The organism is Mesobacillus jeotgali (assembly GCF_002874535.1).
In the GTDB taxonomy this organism is placed as follows: Bacteria; Bacillota; Bacilli; order Bacillales; family Cytobacillaceae; genus Mesobacillus; species Mesobacillus jeotgali.
The window spans coordinates 614,051-630,894 of the sequence record NZ_CP025025.1 but is presented as its reverse complement, the minus strand read 5'-3'; the positions used below and the strand labels follow the sequence as shown (position 1 = coordinate 630,894).

Genomic DNA, 16,844 nt, shown 5'->3' with positions numbered 1-16,844 from the left:
TGTTTGTAATTTTCAAAGAATCTTCATAAAATAATGTACAACTGTAATCGCAATGACCGATATAAAAGCGATAAGTTTTTTCCCAACATGATTTTTCATAAAAGTGGCTCAAAAAAGCATTAAGGTTGGTTATAATTGTTCTATAAGTCGTTCTCAATATGGAACTATTTTATCAGATTTGTTATGATATAACTATAAATTGATAAGGTGTGTGGATAACAGTGATCGGTGAACGCGTCAAGAAACTTCGACAAGAAAAAAGGATGTCCTTATCTGAACTGGCAGAGCAAGCTGGCGTGGCAAAATCATATTTGAGCTCATTGGAGCGAAACCTTCAAACAAATCCTTCAATCCAATTTTTAGAAAAAATAGCAGGAGTATTGAATGTACCAGTAGACCATCTAATCCATGAACAACCTGACAAAGAAAATATGGATTCCGATTGGGTCAACCTTGTAAAAGAAGCAATGGATTCAGGCATCACAAAAGACCAGTTCCGTGAGTTCCTGGAGTTCAATAAATGGAGACTCCACAATAAATAATTCAAGGACAGCTTACGTGGCTGTCCTTCTTCATGAAAAAATAAAAAGCACCTCTAAAAGAGCTGCCCGATCGCACTTCTATTGTCTATGTATGAATTCCATTGACTACTTGTTTGTCTTCGTTAAAAACTCCCTGATTTCTTCTTTGTTAATTCCCATTTCTAATGCTTCCATTATAAGCTGCATCCATTCCGTATCCAGTTCTTCGAAAATTACCTGCTCTTTAATCAAGTTCTTCCCCCCAAAATACAATTAGTATTCCAGGCAGTCCGGCCATCATAGTACATTGCACCTTAGATCCGTGACTTTGCGTCCTAGTTTTTCAACAAGTTTGCCTTTTTCTGTACCTTTTTACTCACTTTTTTAGCCCCAATGTCATTGTACCTTGTTCTATATATTTAACATGTAATTATTTGTCGGGGACTATATAAGGATTTTTTCGCTTTTCTTCCAAACAATTACAAAATTACAGAGCGAGAGTTATATTATCTGAAAATTTAAACCATTCTTGTAAAGATATTTGTCAGATTTTATCCCTAATTGTTGAACTCTTTTTTTAAAATAACCCCCATAAACTTGAGGTGATCCTATGGATGGCCAGTTTTCTTATACATTTTCTTTTTTAACTGCGGTAAAATTGCCACTTTTTCAAGACTAATGGCATTAAAAAACGGGTATCTCGTTAGATCATTTCCGCAAACCGGGCAGAGCCACTCTCCAACCTCACAGCTGCTAAACGAAGGACGGTTACAACGATCACAATTTTTTCTGTACATGGCCATCCAGCCCCCTTAGAAAAGTGATATTCCATTCGAGTATAGTCCATTAGTATCATTTCTGAAAAAGTCTAAAATATCGCTAATTTTCTTAAAAAAGAACATAAATCGTTCTTTTTTAAGAATTTCCTCCGTTTATCTCAGTTTCTTGTGTTTTTAAAAGAACTAATTTGTTCGTTATAATGAATTAATAGATGAATAAAAAGGAGATCCTCTTATGAAGGTTGGAGAGACAATTAAAAGCTTAAGGCTTGAAAAAAAGTATTCAATTAGTGAACTCTCTGAAAAAGCGAATGTTTCCAAATCCTATCTCAGTTACATCGAAAGAGGGATTCAGGGAAATCCATCGTTACAGGTATTGTCCCGCCTTGCAGATAACCTTGATACAACTGTAGAGTATTTGATGGGACAGCAAAACATGAAAGCTGCCAGGATGTCTGTTGATGAGGAATGGGTTGGACTTGTTGATGAAGCTATAAAAAACGGAATCAGCAAAGAAGATTTTGCTTATTATCTGGATTTCATGAAGTTTAAGAGCAGGAGAAAACAGGATTAGCAGTTAAGTATTTATATAAATTACCATGCAAAACTGCGCTTTAGAACAAGTATTTTCTATAGGAGGCTTTGATCTGATGCCACTAAAAAACGAGCCTCATAGGCTGATCCTCTGTTTGGCCAGGCTGGCAGCAATCTTTGCCCCCACCTTCGCATTATTTTTTATAAGGGCGATATTCACAACAAGGCTTTTCCCCTCAGTTAATTCTTTCACCTTCTTAAGAATGTTCAATAATACTTCTGTTTCCACTTAAAGAATCGACACAAAGCTGTCACAAAAAAGTTCCTCTTCTCACGCTTTCTCCTTTGATTTTTCGTATTTTAATCACAACTCCCTGATAGGATTAAATTCGATCAAAGGAGGAGATTTTTTTGAAGAAATTATTTGCTATCATGGTGGCATTATTTTTAATGATAATCGTTTCTGCCTGCGGAGATGAAGCAGCTGAAAATGAACAAAAAGATGGTCAGGAAACTGCAGCAACTGAAGTGAAACACGATGATGATGACCATGCAGATGGGCCTCATGAACCAGGCGATGACGATGTCTGCGCATTCTGCAACATGAAGGTATATCCGGAAGCTGATCCAATGGGAGTTTTCACCGCACAGGCCAAAACGAAAGACGGAGAGTATGTATTCTTTGATGACTCAGGCTGTCTATTGAATATCACCAGACGTGATGATGTAGAATTTGAAGAGAAATGGGTCCGTGATTATATAACAGCAGAATGGGTCGAGGCTGATTCTGCGATTCCTGTAAAAGCAGACCTTAAAACACCTATGAAATACGGCTACGCATTCTTTAAAGACAACGAAAGCGCCGAGAAATTCATTTCAGAAAACAGCGGCAAGAATCCTGCCATTGCAACATGGGAACAAATCGACCTAATTGCAAACGAACGCTATATAAAAAAAATGAAGATGAATAGCGACAGCATGGATAAGGACCAGGAGAGCGAAATGGATGGTGAAAGCGAAGAAGAAAGCGGTCATTAATGAAGTTTAAAAAAATCCCAGTGTTGAATCAACACCGGGATTTTTTCGTCTGTGTTTTAACTAATACTTAATTGAAGAAGACCTTTTCAAGTGGAGTATAGACACCGTTTTTTTGTACAAGTGATTCAACTGAATCACAATATTGCAGATTGCCCTCCTGCATGAACGCAGCTCTGTCTGCCAATTCCTCGACCAGGCTAAGGATATGGGTGGTAAAGAAAATCGTCCTGCCCTGGCGTTTTTCTTCCTGGATTATTTCCTTGAAGCGGTACACCCAGAGTGGATCGAGACCATTGGTTGGTTCATCGAGTATTCGCAGAGGAACATCCGGCAACAGAGCCTGCGCAAGCGAAAGCCGCTGCTGCATTCCTTTAGAATATTGTTTAATCTGCATATTCCTTACATCGAACAAACCAACCTGGTGAAGAGCTTCAGTCACTTTTTCATCACTTATTCCTCTTAACCTCGCAAAAAAAATCAAAACTTCCAACCCCGTCAACTGGCGTGGAAAGAGCATTTCATCCGGCATATATGAAAATAGTTTTTTAAACCCTCTACTTTGCGGTTCAACTTTCTTACCTTCCATAACTACCATGCCCGCAGTCGGCTTCATAATCCCTGTAAGCATTTTGATCAATGTACTCTTGCCTGCACCGTTTCCACCACAGAGTGCAAAGATTTCAGGCTTGTCGATTGAGAAGCTGATACCAGTAATCTTCTTTGTCGGGCTATAGTGTTTTGCCAATCCTTCTACCCTTATCCATTCTTTGCTATTCATCCTCAATCCCCCGTTTAATCCTGTACACAGAGTATAGGACAGGCAATATAGTCCAAAGCAAAACAGCAAGAATATATAGCGTCTTGCCAATCAACCCATCTGCCCAGATGGTTAAATCATATAATCGAGGCCCGAATACCGAGGCTCCATCCAGCGACAAAATTGACTGGACACGGATCAACTCTAGCGGATTGAGAAAGATGGACACAGTCAGCATTGGCAGAAGCCATTGCTTCATCATGAACATGCTCAACCCCATAATGATAAATTCATAGAAAAGCACAAGGAAGGCCCAGACAATCAAGCTTATCCCCAGCGCCTGGAACCGAGTTTTGGCCATTATGCCAATCATCATTGCCAGCGACAGGAAAATGGCCGCCAGCAGTATCGAATACACATAAAATAATACCAGCAAAGAAACAGAGACTCCCCCGCCAACGAAAAAGATGACGAGCAATGCTGAACCATACCCAAATGTCAATACAGACCAGACTGCAATAAACAGACCTGCATACTTCCCAAGAATAACAGCCCATGGTGAAATGGGATATGTCAGCAGCAGCGTTAGCCCGCGATCTTCCTTTTCACCCGACAAAAACAAGCTGCCGATCAGCAAAGACAGCAAAGGAATCAGCAGTAAATTGATATTCAGCAAGCTGGCCGTCATCCTGTTAAACCCGTCAAACCCTGTTCCTCCTGTGTTGCCCAGAAATGCGACCATCACGGCCAGGGATGAAAACAATAAGCCAAAGCCGGCAAGCCAATGGCTTCTCATCATCAAGGTCAACTGCTGCCTCGCGATGTACCTCATTGCCCCCAGCTCCACTCATGTTTCTTTAATGAATCATAATCCAGCACCTCTCCCATTCCCTGTTCCTCAACATAATGTTCAGCGCCCTCTTTGTCCTTGAAACTAACCACACCATTTGCCATCGGGGTCCAAAAATCCGGATGAAAAGCATGGTAGGCTTTCTCCAATTCAACCCATTCTCCCGTATCCAAGTCACGCACATATTTTTTCGCTGCACTTTCTTCCTTAAGCAATGGCTCCATTTCCAGGAATTCATCCATGCAGCCGATATCATCAAACTTATATATTTCGCCATCGGCTGTGACAACCTCAGTAGCATAATGTTCGTGGGCAACACCCATATTGCACACCTCGCACACATCAATTTCCGGATTGATTTCCTCCGGTTCCATTGCACTGTTGCTGCAGCCCGACACTACCCCAACAGACATTATCAACAATATTCCAAGCTTTTTAATCATCGCAGTTTCCTTCCTTTCACAATGACGAATATCGAGAACAAAATAAACAAAATGCCTATTACTCCTGGCACCATTCGGTCCTTGCTCCGCTGTTCTGCTTCCCGAAGCATGGTTACCGGTTCTACCAGCGGGCGGGCATCATATACATCTGCTGCACCAAAAGAAGGAAATAAAGCCTCCGCCTTGGTCCACAGCTTGATCGAAGGACTTTCAAAAAAGAATTGCCAGTACGGCTGTTTCCTCAATAGGCGATCATACAGAGAACCTGCCTTGTAAGCCTCTTCTCCCACTCCATCACCTGAAAGGTCAAAACTGCTGTAATCATCCCAGTAGTTTCCCTTCATACCATCATCCAGCCTCATATCTTCCCCGGAAATTTTCGACTGGACAACATTTCCGATGAAATTGTTTTCAGAAAACGTATTATTTTCATTCTTGCCCATGAATTCAAGACCTACCTGATTGGCGGCAATCTGATTCCTATTGATTAATGTATCTACCCCATATTCAAGGGAAAGACCTGTGCTGTTCCTGAGTATTTCATTGCCCTCAACCTGTACATTCTTCGTTTCATAAATCAATATTCCGTAGCCGCGGAAATGAAAGTGGTCCGTTACCCTGTTTTCTCTGAAGTCAATATGAGCTGAATCCATCACCATGAATCCTGTCACATTTTTTTCAACATGATTTCTCTCAGCTAAGATCCTCTCACTGAACATAAAATGCATTCCATAGCGAGATTCACTTACATGATTCTCCGACACCTTGATGTCTTTTGTAAAATCAAAGTAAATCCCATCCTGTACATTGGCGATTTCATTTCCTTTCAGATAATGACCGCCTCCCTTGAACATATGAATGCCGTTCCCACGATTGGAAAAATGTGAATTGTTGCTTGTAATGCTATTTTCAAGCAGTTGGTTTTCAAAGCTGTTGGATATATAAATTCCATACTGGACATTTTTCATCGTATTGTTTTGTATGACATTCTTGTCGGATTTTTCAATGTAAATTCCGCTGTCCTCCTGGCCGGAACCGCTATTCTGGATTGTCAGACCATCAATAACTACATTAGAAGCAGTCACCGTGATGACACTCCCTCCTCCACCGCCATCAATAATTGCTCCCTCTTCTCCTTTTATAGAGACTTCCTTATTGATCACGACACTTTCTTTGTAAAATCCAGGAGAAAGTAGAATGGTATCCCCATTTCCGGCATTGTCGACAGCTCTTTGGATCGATTGGCCGCCCTCCACTTTGAACTCATCGGCATCGGTATGAATGGGGATGAGCATTAGAAGCAAAAAGAAATTAAATGCAAACGGCCTTATCAGCCTCCACATACAGCTGCCTCCTCCCTGTATTATTCTCTTTTTAAAACTAGCAAAAAAATGTGATGAAACCTTGAAATAATTGTTGGGAATCGTTGAAGTTAATGAAGAGATTTATAGTGATAATAGGGGTAAACCAGTTACATCCGTAAAGTTTTCAGAATAATCAAAAGAAGATGTGTCTATTTTGTGACAAATACAATATAATATTAATAATATGTAAACCTTACTAAGGATTAAAGGAGGACATGGACATGACATTTGTTCATATTTTAAACTTCTCCATTCCGATTGCAATGATGCTTGTAATTGGCTTTGCTGTCGATAAAATGTGCCAGCCAGATACGCCAGAGCAGGAAGCCGAGTAAACATTGCCGGTTTCCTTTTTATTTTTCGTGAATGCTAATCTGCTATGCAGCCTCACATACATAAAAAGAGCAAGATTCCCCCTGGAATCTTGCTCTTTTTATAAGTTTTTCACCACTGTGGGCGATGTTTTTATAAAAATCTTGTTTCCCTGAATGAAGAACAGGATACTTCCGAGCACCACCAAGGCTATGAACGAGAATAATACAGTCCCTCCTGCTTCATTCAATAAATAACCTCCGGCAATCGGCCCGAGAAAATGGCCAATTCTCCGGAACTGTGCTGCTCCGAAATATGTTCCCCGCAGTTCATCTGTCGCGAGCTGATCGACGAGATAGCTGCTTGAAGGGAAGATAAGAATTTCGCCTATTGTGATGAAGACAATTGCCAGTATGCCAGTGTACCATCCTGTTACAAATCCAAATGCCAGCATGCCTACCGATAGAAAAACGGCTCCTGCCATCATGACCTGCATTGTCTTAAATTTTTCGGCGAAGTGGCTGATCGGCATTTGCAGCAGGACGACCATGACCGCATTAATGGACAACATTACTGAATAAACGAATACGCCGTTCGCAATCGATGATTCCAGATATTGCGGGACATTCGATTCCATTTGGGAATAACCAAAGTTAATGATGATTGTTCCTAAAATCAAATACCTTAACGCTTTATCTTTGCCAATGATCTTCAAGGAGCTGGCAATCGTTACTTTAGAGGCATTTTCACTCGCAGGATTCCCCAGATTGTACTTTTTCATCATCAGCGCCAGAATCAGTACATAAATGAAATACATGATTCCTGTTACCATGAAAGCGGATTTAGCTGAAACCACTGCAAGATAGGCACCGAGCAGCGGTCCGACCGAAGCTCCTATATTGATCGCCGTATATCTTAGAGAGAATGCCCTCATGCGTTTGCTTTTTTCCGTCAGGTCGGCAATCAGTGCCTGGCCTGTCGGCTCGAAAAACGACCCGCTCAAACCATTTAACGCATTTAATACAATGAACCATCCCGGAGTTTCCGCGATCATAAAACCGAAATAGACGAGCGACATCGAAAACAATGAACCAATCATCACTGGCTTGCGGCCAAATCGGTCAGACAAATGGCCGCCCAGGAAACCGCCGACCACTCCTGATAATGGGCTAATACCAATCGTAATCCCGATTAATACTGGATGCAAATCGAGATTCCTTGAAAGATAGATTGCAAGAAAAGGCAGCGTCGCGAACGCTGAACCCCTTGCGAGAACTGTTCCGCTCAGCAGTACCCAAACAATCGGATGGAATTGCCGATAATAGCTTTTAAGTTTATTCATTTCTCTTTACCTCGTAAATTTGATTCGTAAATCATAGCAAATATCCAAATTTATGAAAATACCCTTTATAAAATAAAAAACCGCCGCCATACAGCTTGGCAGCGGTTCTTCGTCTTATTGTCCCGGGTTGTTGCTTGTGCGTGGAAGAATTAATATTTCTACCCTGCGGTTCCTTGCTTTGCCTTCGACCGTATCATTTGTAGCCACTGGCTGGAATTCACCAAAGCCCTTGGCGCTGAACCAGCGCGGGTCAAGCTGTTCATTTTTTAGAATGATTTTCATGAATTCTACGGCTCGCATTACGCTGAGTTCCCAGTTCGATTCATATCTAGCGGTCCTGATCGGCACATTATCCGTGTGACCGCTGATAATGATGTTCCGCGGCGGCTCCATGACCAGCAAGTCCGCAATCTCATTAGCGATATTCACATCGGTTGAGCGCACCTCCGCCCTTCCTGATTCAAACAGGACATTATCGCGGATTGTCAGCAGCAGACCCTCATCCATAAGCTTGGTTTCCAATTTATCTGTCAGCTTTTTTTCTTCTATATAAGAATTGACCTTCTGCTGAATCGCCAAAAGTTCCATCTGGTCCTTGGCCATATCATCCTCGTCATTCTTTTCAACATCTTCCTTGCGCTCGTCCGGCGATTCCATTTGTCCTTCAGGCATCGGGCTCTGGAACTCGAACACCCCTGTCCCTCCGGCAAATACATCATTGAATGCCTTTGAGAGTTGCTGGAACTTGCTAGCATCAACCGAGCTCATTGCAAAAAGCACAATGAACAAAGCCAGCAGGAGGGTAAGAAGATCCGCATACGGTATCAGCCAGGACTCATCCATATGCTCTTCGTGATGCTTTTTCTTCCTTTTCCTACTCATCCTTCGCCACGCCGCTTTCCTCAAGGATCATTTTCCGTTCGCCGGCCGGCAGATAGGAAGCAAGTTTCTGCTCAATCACTCGCGGTGCTTCCCCTTCTAGGATTGAAAGAATTCCTTCTATCATCATGTATTTTACTTGTGCTTCTTGCTTTGATTTACGCTTTAATTTATTAGCGAATGGATGCCACAATACATAACCAGTAAAAATACCCAATAACGTCGCAACGAATGCCGCACTGATTGCTCTGCCTAGCTCATCAGTATTATCCATATGACTTAGGGCAGCAATCAATCCAACTACTGCACCAAGAACTCCCAATGTCGGAGCATAAGTGCCAGCCTGGGTAAAAATGGCCGCTCCGGAAAGGTGACGTTCTTCCATCGCTTCAACTTCTTCTGTTAAGACGTCCCTTATGTAGTCGGCGCTCTGGCCATCTACCGCAAGCGATAAACCATTCTTTAAAAATTCATCATCGATTTCACTTGTCTTCGCTTCAAGTGCAAGCAAACCTTCCTTACGGGCTAGCTGGGCCCATTCAGAAAATAAACGGATCAAGGACGGTAAATCGGCACTTTCCTGTTCCTTGAATAATATCTTGAAAAGCTTGGGCACTTTCTTTAATTCTTTTGCAGGAAAGGCTATTGTCACCGCTGCAACAGTACCCACGATTATGATTAAGATCGCTGCTGGATTGGCAAGGGCAGTCACACTTACGCCTTTGAACACCATCCCAACTCCTACCGCAATGATCGCTAATATGACACCAATTATCGACGACTTATCCATGTACGACTCCCCTGTCTGCTTTACTTCTATTTGTGTCTCTTGATTTTAACTGTCATAATATCTCTTTTTATTTCGACATATTTTTAAAAATCTTAAGTAATGGTGACTAAAAATAATTTTTCACAAATAATAAAGATTCAGATTTTTTATGCCGATATAATAAATATGAATACATAGAATACTAAGGAGGCTTTAACGTGGAGGCTATTCAAAATCTCCGCAGGCAGGATACGAAAAAGAAGAACATTTTGATGCTCAGCACTTATTCGGTATCCTTGATTGCGACAGCTGCATATACTCTCATCGAAAAAGAACCAATTGTTAAAACGATGGTTTATGTAAGTGAATTATCATTTTTTGTACTGTTTTTCCTGATATTCCAGCTATGGCTTAAGAAGGAGTCATTGTTCCCTTATGCCGCTTTTGCTGCTATTTTCATTCATCACTTCTTTTATATCGGAATGTTTGGGGGCAACGGAGCATTTTTGCTCGTCCTTTTGTTCCTGGCGGTCTTTTCGGCCATCCATTTCGATATAAAAATCTTTGTTACCGGATTCAGCCTTGGCCTTGTTGCCGTTGTCATGAATACCTTGCTGGCGACAGAAAACCAGGACTTTTTAAGCAGCACATTCACTGCGATTTTACTTTGCTATATTTTAATCGGCGCCGTTCTGTTCGTCTTGATCCGTTTGAACAAGGCTGCCTTTAAATCGCTGGAGACCTTCCTTGCTGATTCTGAAAACGAAAAGGTCCGTAAAGAGCAGCACAGCGCTTTGCTTCATGGTGAGCTTCTTGTCGTTACTGAAAGCCTTGGCAAGATTAACGAACAAATCCAGACACATCTGTCTTCACAAACAGAAATGAAGATCGCCGTAAATGAAATTTCTGCCGGAAGCCAGGTACAGACGGAGCAAATCAACCATATTTCTGAAAATGCAGAAATGACAAAGCAAAGAATGGATGAAATGTCCGATATGTCTGTCCTGCTCTCTGACAATACTTTACAGGCTGCAAGAGCATCCGAAAGCGGCTCAGTTAAAATCACCGAGCTTCAGGGCGACATGAAAGAGCTTGCTTCTTCGATCTCCGAGCTGAGCCAGACTTTCTCTATGCTTACAAAGAAAATTGAGGAAACGAACGGCTTCATTGTCAACATCCGCAACATCACAGAGCAAACGAACCTGCTTGCCCTCAATGCCTCGATTGAAGCCGCGCGCGCCGGCGAGGCTGGCAAAGGCTTCTCAGTCGTTGCCAACGAAATCCGCAAGCTGGCAGAAATGACAAAAGAAACAGCCATCCAGATTACCGAGAATCTTACTGCCGTGAACGAAACAAACTCTGCAGCTCTGGAAAAAATGAACGACAGCAGCGAAAAGCTTACAGAGAGCCGTTCAGCAGTTGAAGAAGTTTCCGGTTTCTTCTCGGAAGTCAGCTCAACACTTCGTGAACTGACAAACCAATTCGGACAGTTTGAATTGACTGTCAGTGATGTCAAAAGCCAGACAGGTGATGTCGAAGCATCAACACGTGAGTTGGCTGCCATTATCGAGCAGGCAACCGCAGGCCTGGAGGAAATGAATGCAACGATTGAAACATTGAACGACGATAACGAGACAATCGCAGCATACGTAAGCCAAACAGCAGCTGCTGCAGAGAAGATCAAAACACTCGGAGCGTAATAAGAAAAGCGCAAGCGCCTTGATCAGCCCCGACAAGCGCTGGAGGTCCTGACAGTGAAGTCGTTCTTTGACTTCATTGGCAGGACCGAAATCGAAAAGTATAGCCGACTGCCCAGAAACGCAGAAACTGGAGACTCCGGCAAAGAAGCGCTTTTTGCTTCTGCCGGCGGAGTTGAAGTTTCGGAGTTTCTAGGAGGCGACACTAGACAAGCGACTCGAGGGGCTAGGCGCTGGAGCTGGACATTTCTCGACGCGAAGATTTTTATACTTACCTAATAACAGAAGGGCCAGGCTGGATATCTCCGCCTGGCCCTTTACTTTATAATAGCTTCTTTTCAATTTTCCGTTCGTAATTTTTAAATAGAGAGGAATTTGTTTTAGCTCCCCGGCTCGACATGATTTTATTGTACCGAAGCAGCTTCTGGCTTAGCTCCTGGTTAAGCCTGTTCTTTTCATCTGGATTTTCACAGTTGCGGATCAGGTCTTCGATAGACATCACTTCCTGCCTTAACCGCTGTTCTTCCGGAGAGAAACCGGCATTTTTCAGCATCTTGTAGGCCATTCTCAGATCCTCTGGAACGGCTGACATATCTTCCAGGTTCAACGGTTTCCCGTAGCCAGGCAAATTTTCAAACTCTCCGTCATTGTAAGCACACTTGATCCGATCCTCCGATACCACCATTGAAAAATCCATCTGAACCACTCCAGTCCATTAATTTCAGTATTTCTACTATCATTATATTACTTAAATCCAGTATTTTCTAATTTTAATATTTGGTAAAAGAAAATTTTATCACGCTAAAGGTTTAAAGAGTTAGCAAGCAGGCTATTTAGTATCTAAAATAATTTCACAACAAGGGGTGTCAACGAATGATTATTGGGGGTATTGGATTCACTCTGATTTCTGCCGCTTTTTTCATGGGGCTGGTCGCCTGGTATTCTTACATAAAGACGAAAGGCGAAGTCAGTGATACTGCAGGCTATTTCCTAGCAGGCCGAGGCCTGACGGGCACTTTTATTGCAGGTTCCCTCCTGCTCACGAACCTTTCTGCTGAACAGTTGGTCGGCCTGAATGGACAAGCATACAGAACAAATCTATCCAACATGGCATGGGAGGTGACAGCAGCTTTCGCGATTATCATCATGGCCACCTACCTGCTTCCGAAATATCTAGGTGGAAACTTTACCACGCTACCAGAGTTTCTAAGTAAGCGTTTTGATGAAGGTGTCAGACAATATACCGTCTTGCTATTTATGCTAGGATACATACTTGTTACCGCACCATCTATGCTGTATTCAGGTGCCCTTGCCGTATTGCAGCTGTTCAACGTTCCTGAGCTGTTCGGAATTTCCTATGAAGCTTCCGTCTGGATTGTCATTTGGATCATCGGAATCATAGGTGCCATTTACGCGATTTTCGGCGGCCTTAAAGCAGTTGCGATTTCTGATACTTTGAATGGAGTCGGCCTGATCATCATCGGCCTGCTCGTCCCAATCCTTGGCTTGATTGCACTCGGCGACGGCAGCATCGGGGATGGTATGAAGCAAATAGCCACTACCAATACTGAAAAAATGAATTCTATTGGAACTGAGAAGGATTCTGTACCATTTGGAACGATTTTCACCGGAATGATTTTCGCTAATCTCTTTTACTGGGCTTCTAACCAATATGTCATCCAGCGAACCCTTGGAGCAAAAAGTCTTGCCGAGGGCCAGAAGGGCGTATTGATCTCTGGTTTTTACAAGCTGCTCGTGCCGCTGACAATGATGATTCCGGGTGTCATCGCCTTTCATATGTATGGAGATGGCTTGAAGTCAGTCGATCTTGCCTACCCTGCATTGATATCTGATGTATTGCCGAAATGGATGTCAGGCTTCTTCCTTGCCGTCCTGCTAGGTGCGGTCTTAAGTTCATTCAATTCATTATTGAACAGCGCCGCGACGATGTTCGCGCTCGACATTTATAAAGCCCGCTTCAACCATGAAGCAGATGACAGGAAATTAATTTCCGTAAGCAAAATAGCGGGTACACTTCTTGCGATCGTCTCATTGTGTATCGCACCACTATTAATGAACGCACCGGAAGGATTATGGGATTTAATCAGAAGATTCACAGGCTTCTTCAACATCCCCATTATTGTGATTTTACTGGTAGGGATTTTTACAAAACGAGTCCCGGCCCTTGCAGCGAAAGTCGTGATCATCTTCCATGTCATAACCTACTATATGCTCGTCTGGGGTACACAGCATCTTTTCGATTTTGTAGTGCCGATTCATTTCATCCACATTTACGCAATCCTATTCGTAGTTGAAGTCGCCATCATGGTCGCAATCGGATTCTGGAAGCCAAGAATTACGCCATATACCTTCCGCTCCGAAGCAGCTGTCGACATGGTGCCATGGAAATACACATTGCCTGTATCTGTGGTCCTGCTAGCGCTTGTTGCGATCCTTTATGTTGTGTTCTCCCCAATCGACTTGGCATACGCTGGCGGTTATGTATCTCCAGCATTTTGGCCAGTGACACTTGGAATACTCGCAGTAACAATCGCGTTGGCATTTGTTGCGCTTAAAAAGTGGAACAAAACCTATGCCCGGTATCTGAAAAGTGAGAATACCCTAACTAAGATAAAAAGAGGTTCAACGGCAGAGTTGCAGCCTACATTGAGCGAATATCAATAATTGGCTTTACGTAAACAAAGACCTATTAGAGTTCTAATCATCTAATAGGTCTTTTTGTTTAACTATCTTAACCGGTAAGGAACTCTTATTAGATATTTCGTGCTTGTTCTTTACTTGAAATGTCTATTAAACCGCTGTTATTAGACATTTCGCTTCTGTTCTTTACTTGAAATGTACATTAAACCTCTTTTATTAGACATTTCGCTTCTGTTCTTTACTTGAAATGTCTATTAACCTCCTGACTGTTGATTGTAAACATAAATAAAGCGCCTGGTTACCCAGACGCCATTTTTTCATTGATATCCTTTTGCGCTTTCCTTTAGGATTTTGTCCTTGAATAGTGTATAGCTCCAGGACTGATAAGCTATGATGATTGGCACGAAAATAGCGGCAACGATGAACATGATGGTTAGGTTGAGCTTGCTTCCGGCGGCATCGAATAGAGTGACGCTATAGGCACTGTCGATTCTGGATGGCAGCATATTCGGGAACATCCCGACAAAGCCGAAGGCCATTTTTGTAAAAATGGTCACGCAGACTGCCGTAAAGGCATAACCGATTTTCTTTTTAAAAATAAAGTAGGCTGCCGTGAGCATCGCAGTCAGTGCGATAACCGGTACAATCCAGAGGACTGGGTTTTCTGAGTAGTTGTCGAGCAATGGCGTCATGTTCACTGTCGCCAGAAAAAATAGTGACAACACTGCTGGAGCCACTCCAGCTAAAATTCCTGAGAACCTGTATGCTCGGATCGCAGTTTGCCCAGCTGTCTTCAGCTGAATCCATAAAGATCCTGAAAGCAGGAACAAGGAGACAAACAATAACCCTCCCAGAATTCCATAGCCGTTCAACAGGCTGAATAAATTACCTTCATAGCCATTGGCACCGATCAACAATCCGCGGTACAGGTTGGCGAATGTCACTCCGAATAAAAAGGCGATCAAGAAGCTTCCGGTGAAAAAGCCCCATTTGCACGCTGCCTGCCAGAGCGGATGGTCATCCTTGTGCATGAATTCGAGTCCTATTGCTCGAATGAACAAGGCGATAAGTACCAGGAATAACGGGGTATACAAAAAGCTGAACATATCGGCATAGACAGCCGGGAAAGCTGCGAATGTCGCTCCTCCAGCTGTAATCAACCAGACTTCATTCCCGCCCCAGAACGGACCAACTGCCTCCTGCAGCTGGTTACGCTCCTGGCGATTTTTCGCGATGAACGGGAACAGCATTCCAGTCCCAAGAGTGTATCCATCAAGGATAAAATAAACCGTCCAAATCAATCCCCACAAACCGAACCAAATGATTGCAAGTGTATCATGAGACATGTTTCACGCCTCCTTCAAGGCCATATTTAATCTCAGATTCAGGACCTTTTTTCGCATATTTGATGATTAAATAAACATCTGCTATCAGAAGAACCGTATAGAAGATGACGAGAGCTGCCAAAGAGAATACCACCTGGGACATGGCAATTGGCGATACCCCCTCCGACGTTTTCATCAATCCGTACACAACCCATGGCTGCCTTCCTGCCTCCGCTACCATCCAGCCGGCATTGATTGCCAGGTACGGAAGCAGCACCGAATAAAGGACTAGCTTCAAGTACCGAGGTGAGTTCTCCAATTTATTTTTCCGGTAAAGGTACAAGCCGTACCAGGAAACAGCCAGAAAAAAGACTCCAAGTGCAACCATGACTCTGAAGGCGTAAAAAACCAGTTCCACATTCGGGCGTTCATCTTTAGGAATATCCTTCAATCCAGTGACTTTCCCATCAAAAGAGTTTGTATAGAAGAAGCTGCCCAATTTCGGTATGCTGATTGCCTCAAAAGCATTGCGCTCGTTTTCCTGGTCGGGAATCTGGATCAGATGGAACGGCATGTCCTTTTGTGTTTCCCAGACGGCCTCCATCGCTGCGCCTTTTGCCGGCTGCATTTTAGCTGCGAACACACCGGACTGGTGGCCGATGAATGGCGTCAAAGTTGCCGAAAACAACGCCATTGCCAGACCGTACTTAAATGACTTTTTATAAAATGCTGTTTCATTTTTCCTAAGCAGATGATAAGCACTGATAGCCATCATGAAGAAAGCTCCGACAATATAAGCACTTACGACTGTATGTACGAACATATACCAGGCATACGGATTGGTGACAAGCTCTGAAAAGCTTTCCAACTCGACACGGCCATTGTTCAGGACATAACCGACTGGATTTTGCATGAATCCATTCGCTGTGATAATCCAAAGCGCGGAAATATTCGTGCCAAGGGCCACCATCCAAATCGAAATCGCCCGCAATTTCGGTGAGAACTTATCCTTGCCGAACAGCCAGATACCCATAAAGGTCGATTCAAGGAAAAAAGCAACCAGAGCTTCTATCGCAAGCGGCGATCCGAAAATATCTCCCATATACTTTGAGTATTCAGACCAGTTCGTGCCAAATTGGAATTCCATCGTAATGCCTGTAATCACGCCAAGCACAAAGTTGATGGCAAACAGTTTCCCCCAATAATCTGCCATCCGCTTATACGTAGGATCAAGGGTGCGCGCATATTTTGTCTCCATGATGGCGACGAGAATGACTAAACCAATCGTTAATGGAACAAATAAGAAGTGATAAAACACAGTAACAGCAAACTGGATCCGACTTAATATCAGGACCTCTTCCATCGTTGGTTCCTCCTAATTTTTGTTTGTGAAATATTTAACATAATCTCAATTCTATTTTAAAAAAACTTTGTGAGTGATATTGAAGATTTTTGTAGAGAATTTGTGACAATTTTATCCTTTAAGTGTGATGCTGGTCACAGACAAAGGATATAAACGTAAGCGCATTGATCAGCCCCGACAAGAGCTGCCCGATAATACCACCACTTCCTG

Annotated in this window: 17 protein-coding genes, 1 pseudogene and 1 riboswitch; of the genes and pseudogenes, 6 read left to right on the top strand and 12 right to left on the bottom strand. The window is 42.9% G+C overall.

The features are described 5' to 3' along the window. Window positions 1-221: 221 nt before the first annotated feature. Complete coding sequence (locus tag CD004_RS03080; RefSeq protein ID WP_023625726.1) at window positions 222-542, top strand: helix-turn-helix domain-containing protein; 321 nt, start codon at window positions 222-224, stop codon at window positions 540-542. A gap of 105 nt (window positions 543-647) precedes the next feature. Here the strand turns inward: CD004_RS03080 and CD004_RS03075 are convergent, their stop codons facing one another. After that, window positions 648-773 carry an anti-repressor SinI family protein gene (locus tag CD004_RS03075; RefSeq protein WP_102261432.1) on the bottom strand — a complete coding sequence of 42 codons (126 nt, stop codon included), beginning with the start codon at window positions 771-773 and terminating at the stop codon, window positions 648-650. Window positions 774-802: 29 nt separating this feature from the next. Further along, a riboswitch (cyclic di-GMP riboswitch) is annotated at window positions 803-888 on the bottom strand. 647 nt (window positions 889-1,535) lie between these two features. On the opposite strand from CD004_RS03075, the gene CD004_RS03065 reads away from it, so the two are divergent. Next, window positions 1,536-1,874 carry a helix-turn-helix domain-containing protein gene (locus tag CD004_RS03065; protein WP_102261430.1) on the top strand — a complete coding sequence of 113 codons (339 nt, stop codon included), beginning with the start codon at window positions 1,536-1,538 and terminating at the stop codon, window positions 1,872-1,874. Window positions 1,875-1,970: 96 nt separating this feature from the next. Here CD004_RS03065 and CD004_RS03060 read toward each other — a convergent pair. After that, window positions 1,971-2,099 (bottom strand): annotated as a pseudogene (locus tag CD004_RS03060) (pseudouridine-5'-phosphate glycosidase); the annotation flags it as partial. Window positions 2,100-2,245: 146 nt separating this feature from the next. Here CD004_RS03060 and CD004_RS03055 point away from each other — a divergent pair. Beyond that, window positions 2,246-2,872 (top strand): nitrous oxide reductase accessory protein NosL, encoded by a 627-nt coding sequence (locus CD004_RS03055; protein ID WP_102261429.1) that lies wholly within the window; start codon window positions 2,246-2,248, stop codon window positions 2,870-2,872. A 67-nt stretch (window positions 2,873-2,939) separates the two neighbouring features. Here the strand turns inward: CD004_RS03055 and CD004_RS03050 are convergent, their stop codons facing one another. From CD004_RS03050 to motA, 7 genes are all read right to left on the bottom strand, one after another. After that, entirely contained in the window at window positions 2,940-3,650 is a 711-nt protein-coding gene (locus tag CD004_RS03050) for an ABC transporter ATP-binding protein (protein WP_102261428.1), read from the bottom strand. Next, window positions 3,643-4,461, bottom strand: a complete 819-nt coding sequence (locus CD004_RS03045; RefSeq protein ID WP_102261427.1) for an ABC transporter permease — start codon at window positions 4,459-4,461, stop codon at window positions 3,643-3,645. Before CD004_RS03045 ends, CD004_RS03050 begins: the two co-directional genes overlap by 8 nt. Beyond that, window positions 4,458-4,922, bottom strand: coding sequence for a nitrous oxide reductase accessory protein NosL (locus tag CD004_RS03040; RefSeq protein WP_102261426.1), 465 nt, complete (start codon window positions 4,920-4,922; stop codon window positions 4,458-4,460). The genes CD004_RS03045 and CD004_RS03040 overlap by 4 nt, the downstream gene beginning before the upstream one ends. After that, window positions 4,919-6,265: a nitrous oxide reductase family maturation protein NosD gene (nosD, locus tag CD004_RS03035; RefSeq protein WP_102261425.1), complete on the bottom strand. Its 1,347-nt coding sequence runs from the start codon at window positions 6,263-6,265 to the stop codon at window positions 4,919-4,921. Before nosD ends, CD004_RS03040 begins: the two co-directional genes overlap by 4 nt. A gap of 454 nt (window positions 6,266-6,719) precedes the next feature. Then, window positions 6,720-7,940 (bottom strand): MDR family MFS transporter, encoded by a 1,221-nt coding sequence (locus CD004_RS03030; RefSeq protein WP_102261424.1) that lies wholly within the window; start codon window positions 7,938-7,940, stop codon window positions 6,720-6,722. A 114-nt stretch (window positions 7,941-8,054) separates the two neighbouring features. After that, window positions 8,055-8,822: a flagellar motor protein MotB gene (gene motB, locus CD004_RS03025; RefSeq protein WP_102261423.1), complete on the bottom strand. Its 768-nt coding sequence runs from the start codon at window positions 8,820-8,822 to the stop codon at window positions 8,055-8,057. After that, on the bottom strand, window positions 8,815-9,609 hold the full coding sequence (gene motA / locus CD004_RS03020) for a flagellar motor stator protein MotA (RefSeq protein WP_102261422.1): 795 nt from the start codon (window positions 9,607-9,609) through the stop codon (window positions 8,815-8,817). The genes motB and motA overlap by 8 nt, the downstream gene beginning before the upstream one ends. 197 nt (window positions 9,610-9,806) lie before the next feature. Between motA and CD004_RS03015 the strand changes: the two genes are divergently transcribed. Beyond that, complete coding sequence (locus tag CD004_RS03015) at window positions 9,807-11,288, top strand: methyl-accepting chemotaxis protein (protein WP_102261421.1); 1,482 nt, start codon at window positions 9,807-9,809, stop codon at window positions 11,286-11,288. A gap of 54 nt (window positions 11,289-11,342) precedes the next feature. Then, complete coding sequence (locus CD004_RS03010) at window positions 11,343-11,564, top strand: hypothetical protein (RefSeq protein WP_102261420.1); 222 nt, start codon at window positions 11,343-11,345, stop codon at window positions 11,562-11,564. Between the two features lie 43 nt (window positions 11,565-11,607). On the opposite strand, the gene CD004_RS03005 is transcribed toward CD004_RS03010, so the two are convergent. Then, entirely contained in the window at window positions 11,608-11,982 is a 375-nt protein-coding gene (locus CD004_RS03005; RefSeq protein ID WP_102261419.1) for a DnaJ family domain-containing protein, read from the bottom strand. Window positions 11,983-12,158: 176 nt separating this feature from the next. On the opposite strand from CD004_RS03005, the gene CD004_RS03000 reads away from it, so the two are divergent. After that, the gene (locus tag CD004_RS03000) at window positions 12,159-13,970 is read left to right on the top strand and encodes a solute:sodium symporter family transporter (protein WP_102261418.1); all 1,812 of its coding nucleotides are present in this window, start codon (window positions 12,159-12,161) and stop codon (window positions 13,968-13,970) included. 293 nt (window positions 13,971-14,263) lie between these two features. On the opposite strand, the gene cydB is transcribed toward CD004_RS03000, so the two are convergent. Together cydB and CD004_RS02990 are read right to left on the bottom strand one after the other, a co-directional pair. Further along, window positions 14,264-15,292: a cytochrome d ubiquinol oxidase subunit II gene (cydB, locus tag CD004_RS02995; RefSeq protein ID WP_102261417.1), complete on the bottom strand. Its 1,029-nt coding sequence runs from the start codon at window positions 15,290-15,292 to the stop codon at window positions 14,264-14,266. Beyond that, on the bottom strand, window positions 15,282-16,634 hold the full coding sequence (locus CD004_RS02990) for a cytochrome ubiquinol oxidase subunit I (protein WP_102261416.1): 1,353 nt from the start codon (window positions 16,632-16,634) through the stop codon (window positions 15,282-15,284). The genes cydB and CD004_RS02990 overlap by 11 nt, the downstream gene beginning before the upstream one ends. Window positions 16,635-16,844 lie beyond the last annotated feature (210 nt).

Excerpts from the sequence above, each read along its gene's own strand:
- CD004_RS03065 (WP_102261430.1), top strand. The coding sequence starts at position 1,536 with ATGAAGGTTGGAGAGACAATTAAAAGCTTAAGGCTTGAAAAAAAGTAT.
- CD004_RS03050 (WP_102261428.1), bottom strand. The coding sequence starts at position 3,650 with ATGAATAGCAAAGAATGGATAAGGGTAGAAGGATTGGCAAAACACTAT.
- CD004_RS03045 (WP_102261427.1), bottom strand. The coding sequence starts at position 4,461 with ATGAGGTACATCGCGAGGCAGCAGTTGACCTTGATGATGAGAAGCCAT.
- CD004_RS03040 (WP_102261426.1), bottom strand. The coding sequence starts at position 4,922 with ATGATTAAAAAGCTTGGAATATTGTTGATAATGTCTGTTGGGGTAGTG.
- nosD (WP_102261425.1), bottom strand. The coding sequence starts at position 6,265 with ATGTGGAGGCTGATAAGGCCGTTTGCATTTAATTTCTTTTTGCTTCTA.
- CD004_RS03030 (WP_102261424.1), bottom strand. The coding sequence starts at position 7,940 with ATGAATAAACTTAAAAGCTATTATCGGCAATTCCATCCGATTGTTTGG.
- motB (WP_102261423.1), bottom strand. The coding sequence starts at position 8,822 with ATGAGTAGGAAAAGGAAGAAAAAGCATCACGAAGAGCATATGGATGAG.
- motA (WP_102261422.1), bottom strand. The coding sequence starts at position 9,609 with ATGGATAAGTCGTCGATAATTGGTGTCATATTAGCGATCATTGCGGTA.
- CD004_RS03005 (WP_102261419.1), bottom strand. The coding sequence starts at position 11,982 with ATGGATTTTTCAATGGTGGTATCGGAGGATCGGATCAAGTGTGCTTAC.
- CD004_RS03000 (WP_102261418.1), top strand. The coding sequence starts at position 12,159 with ATGATTATTGGGGGTATTGGATTCACTCTGATTTCTGCCGCTTTTTTC.
- cydB (WP_102261417.1), bottom strand. The coding sequence starts at position 15,292 with ATGTCTCATGATACACTTGCAATCATTTGGTTCGGTTTGTGGGGATTG.
- CD004_RS02990 (WP_102261416.1), bottom strand. The coding sequence starts at position 16,634 with ATGGAAGAGGTCCTGATATTAAGTCGGATCCAGTTTGCTGTTACTGTG.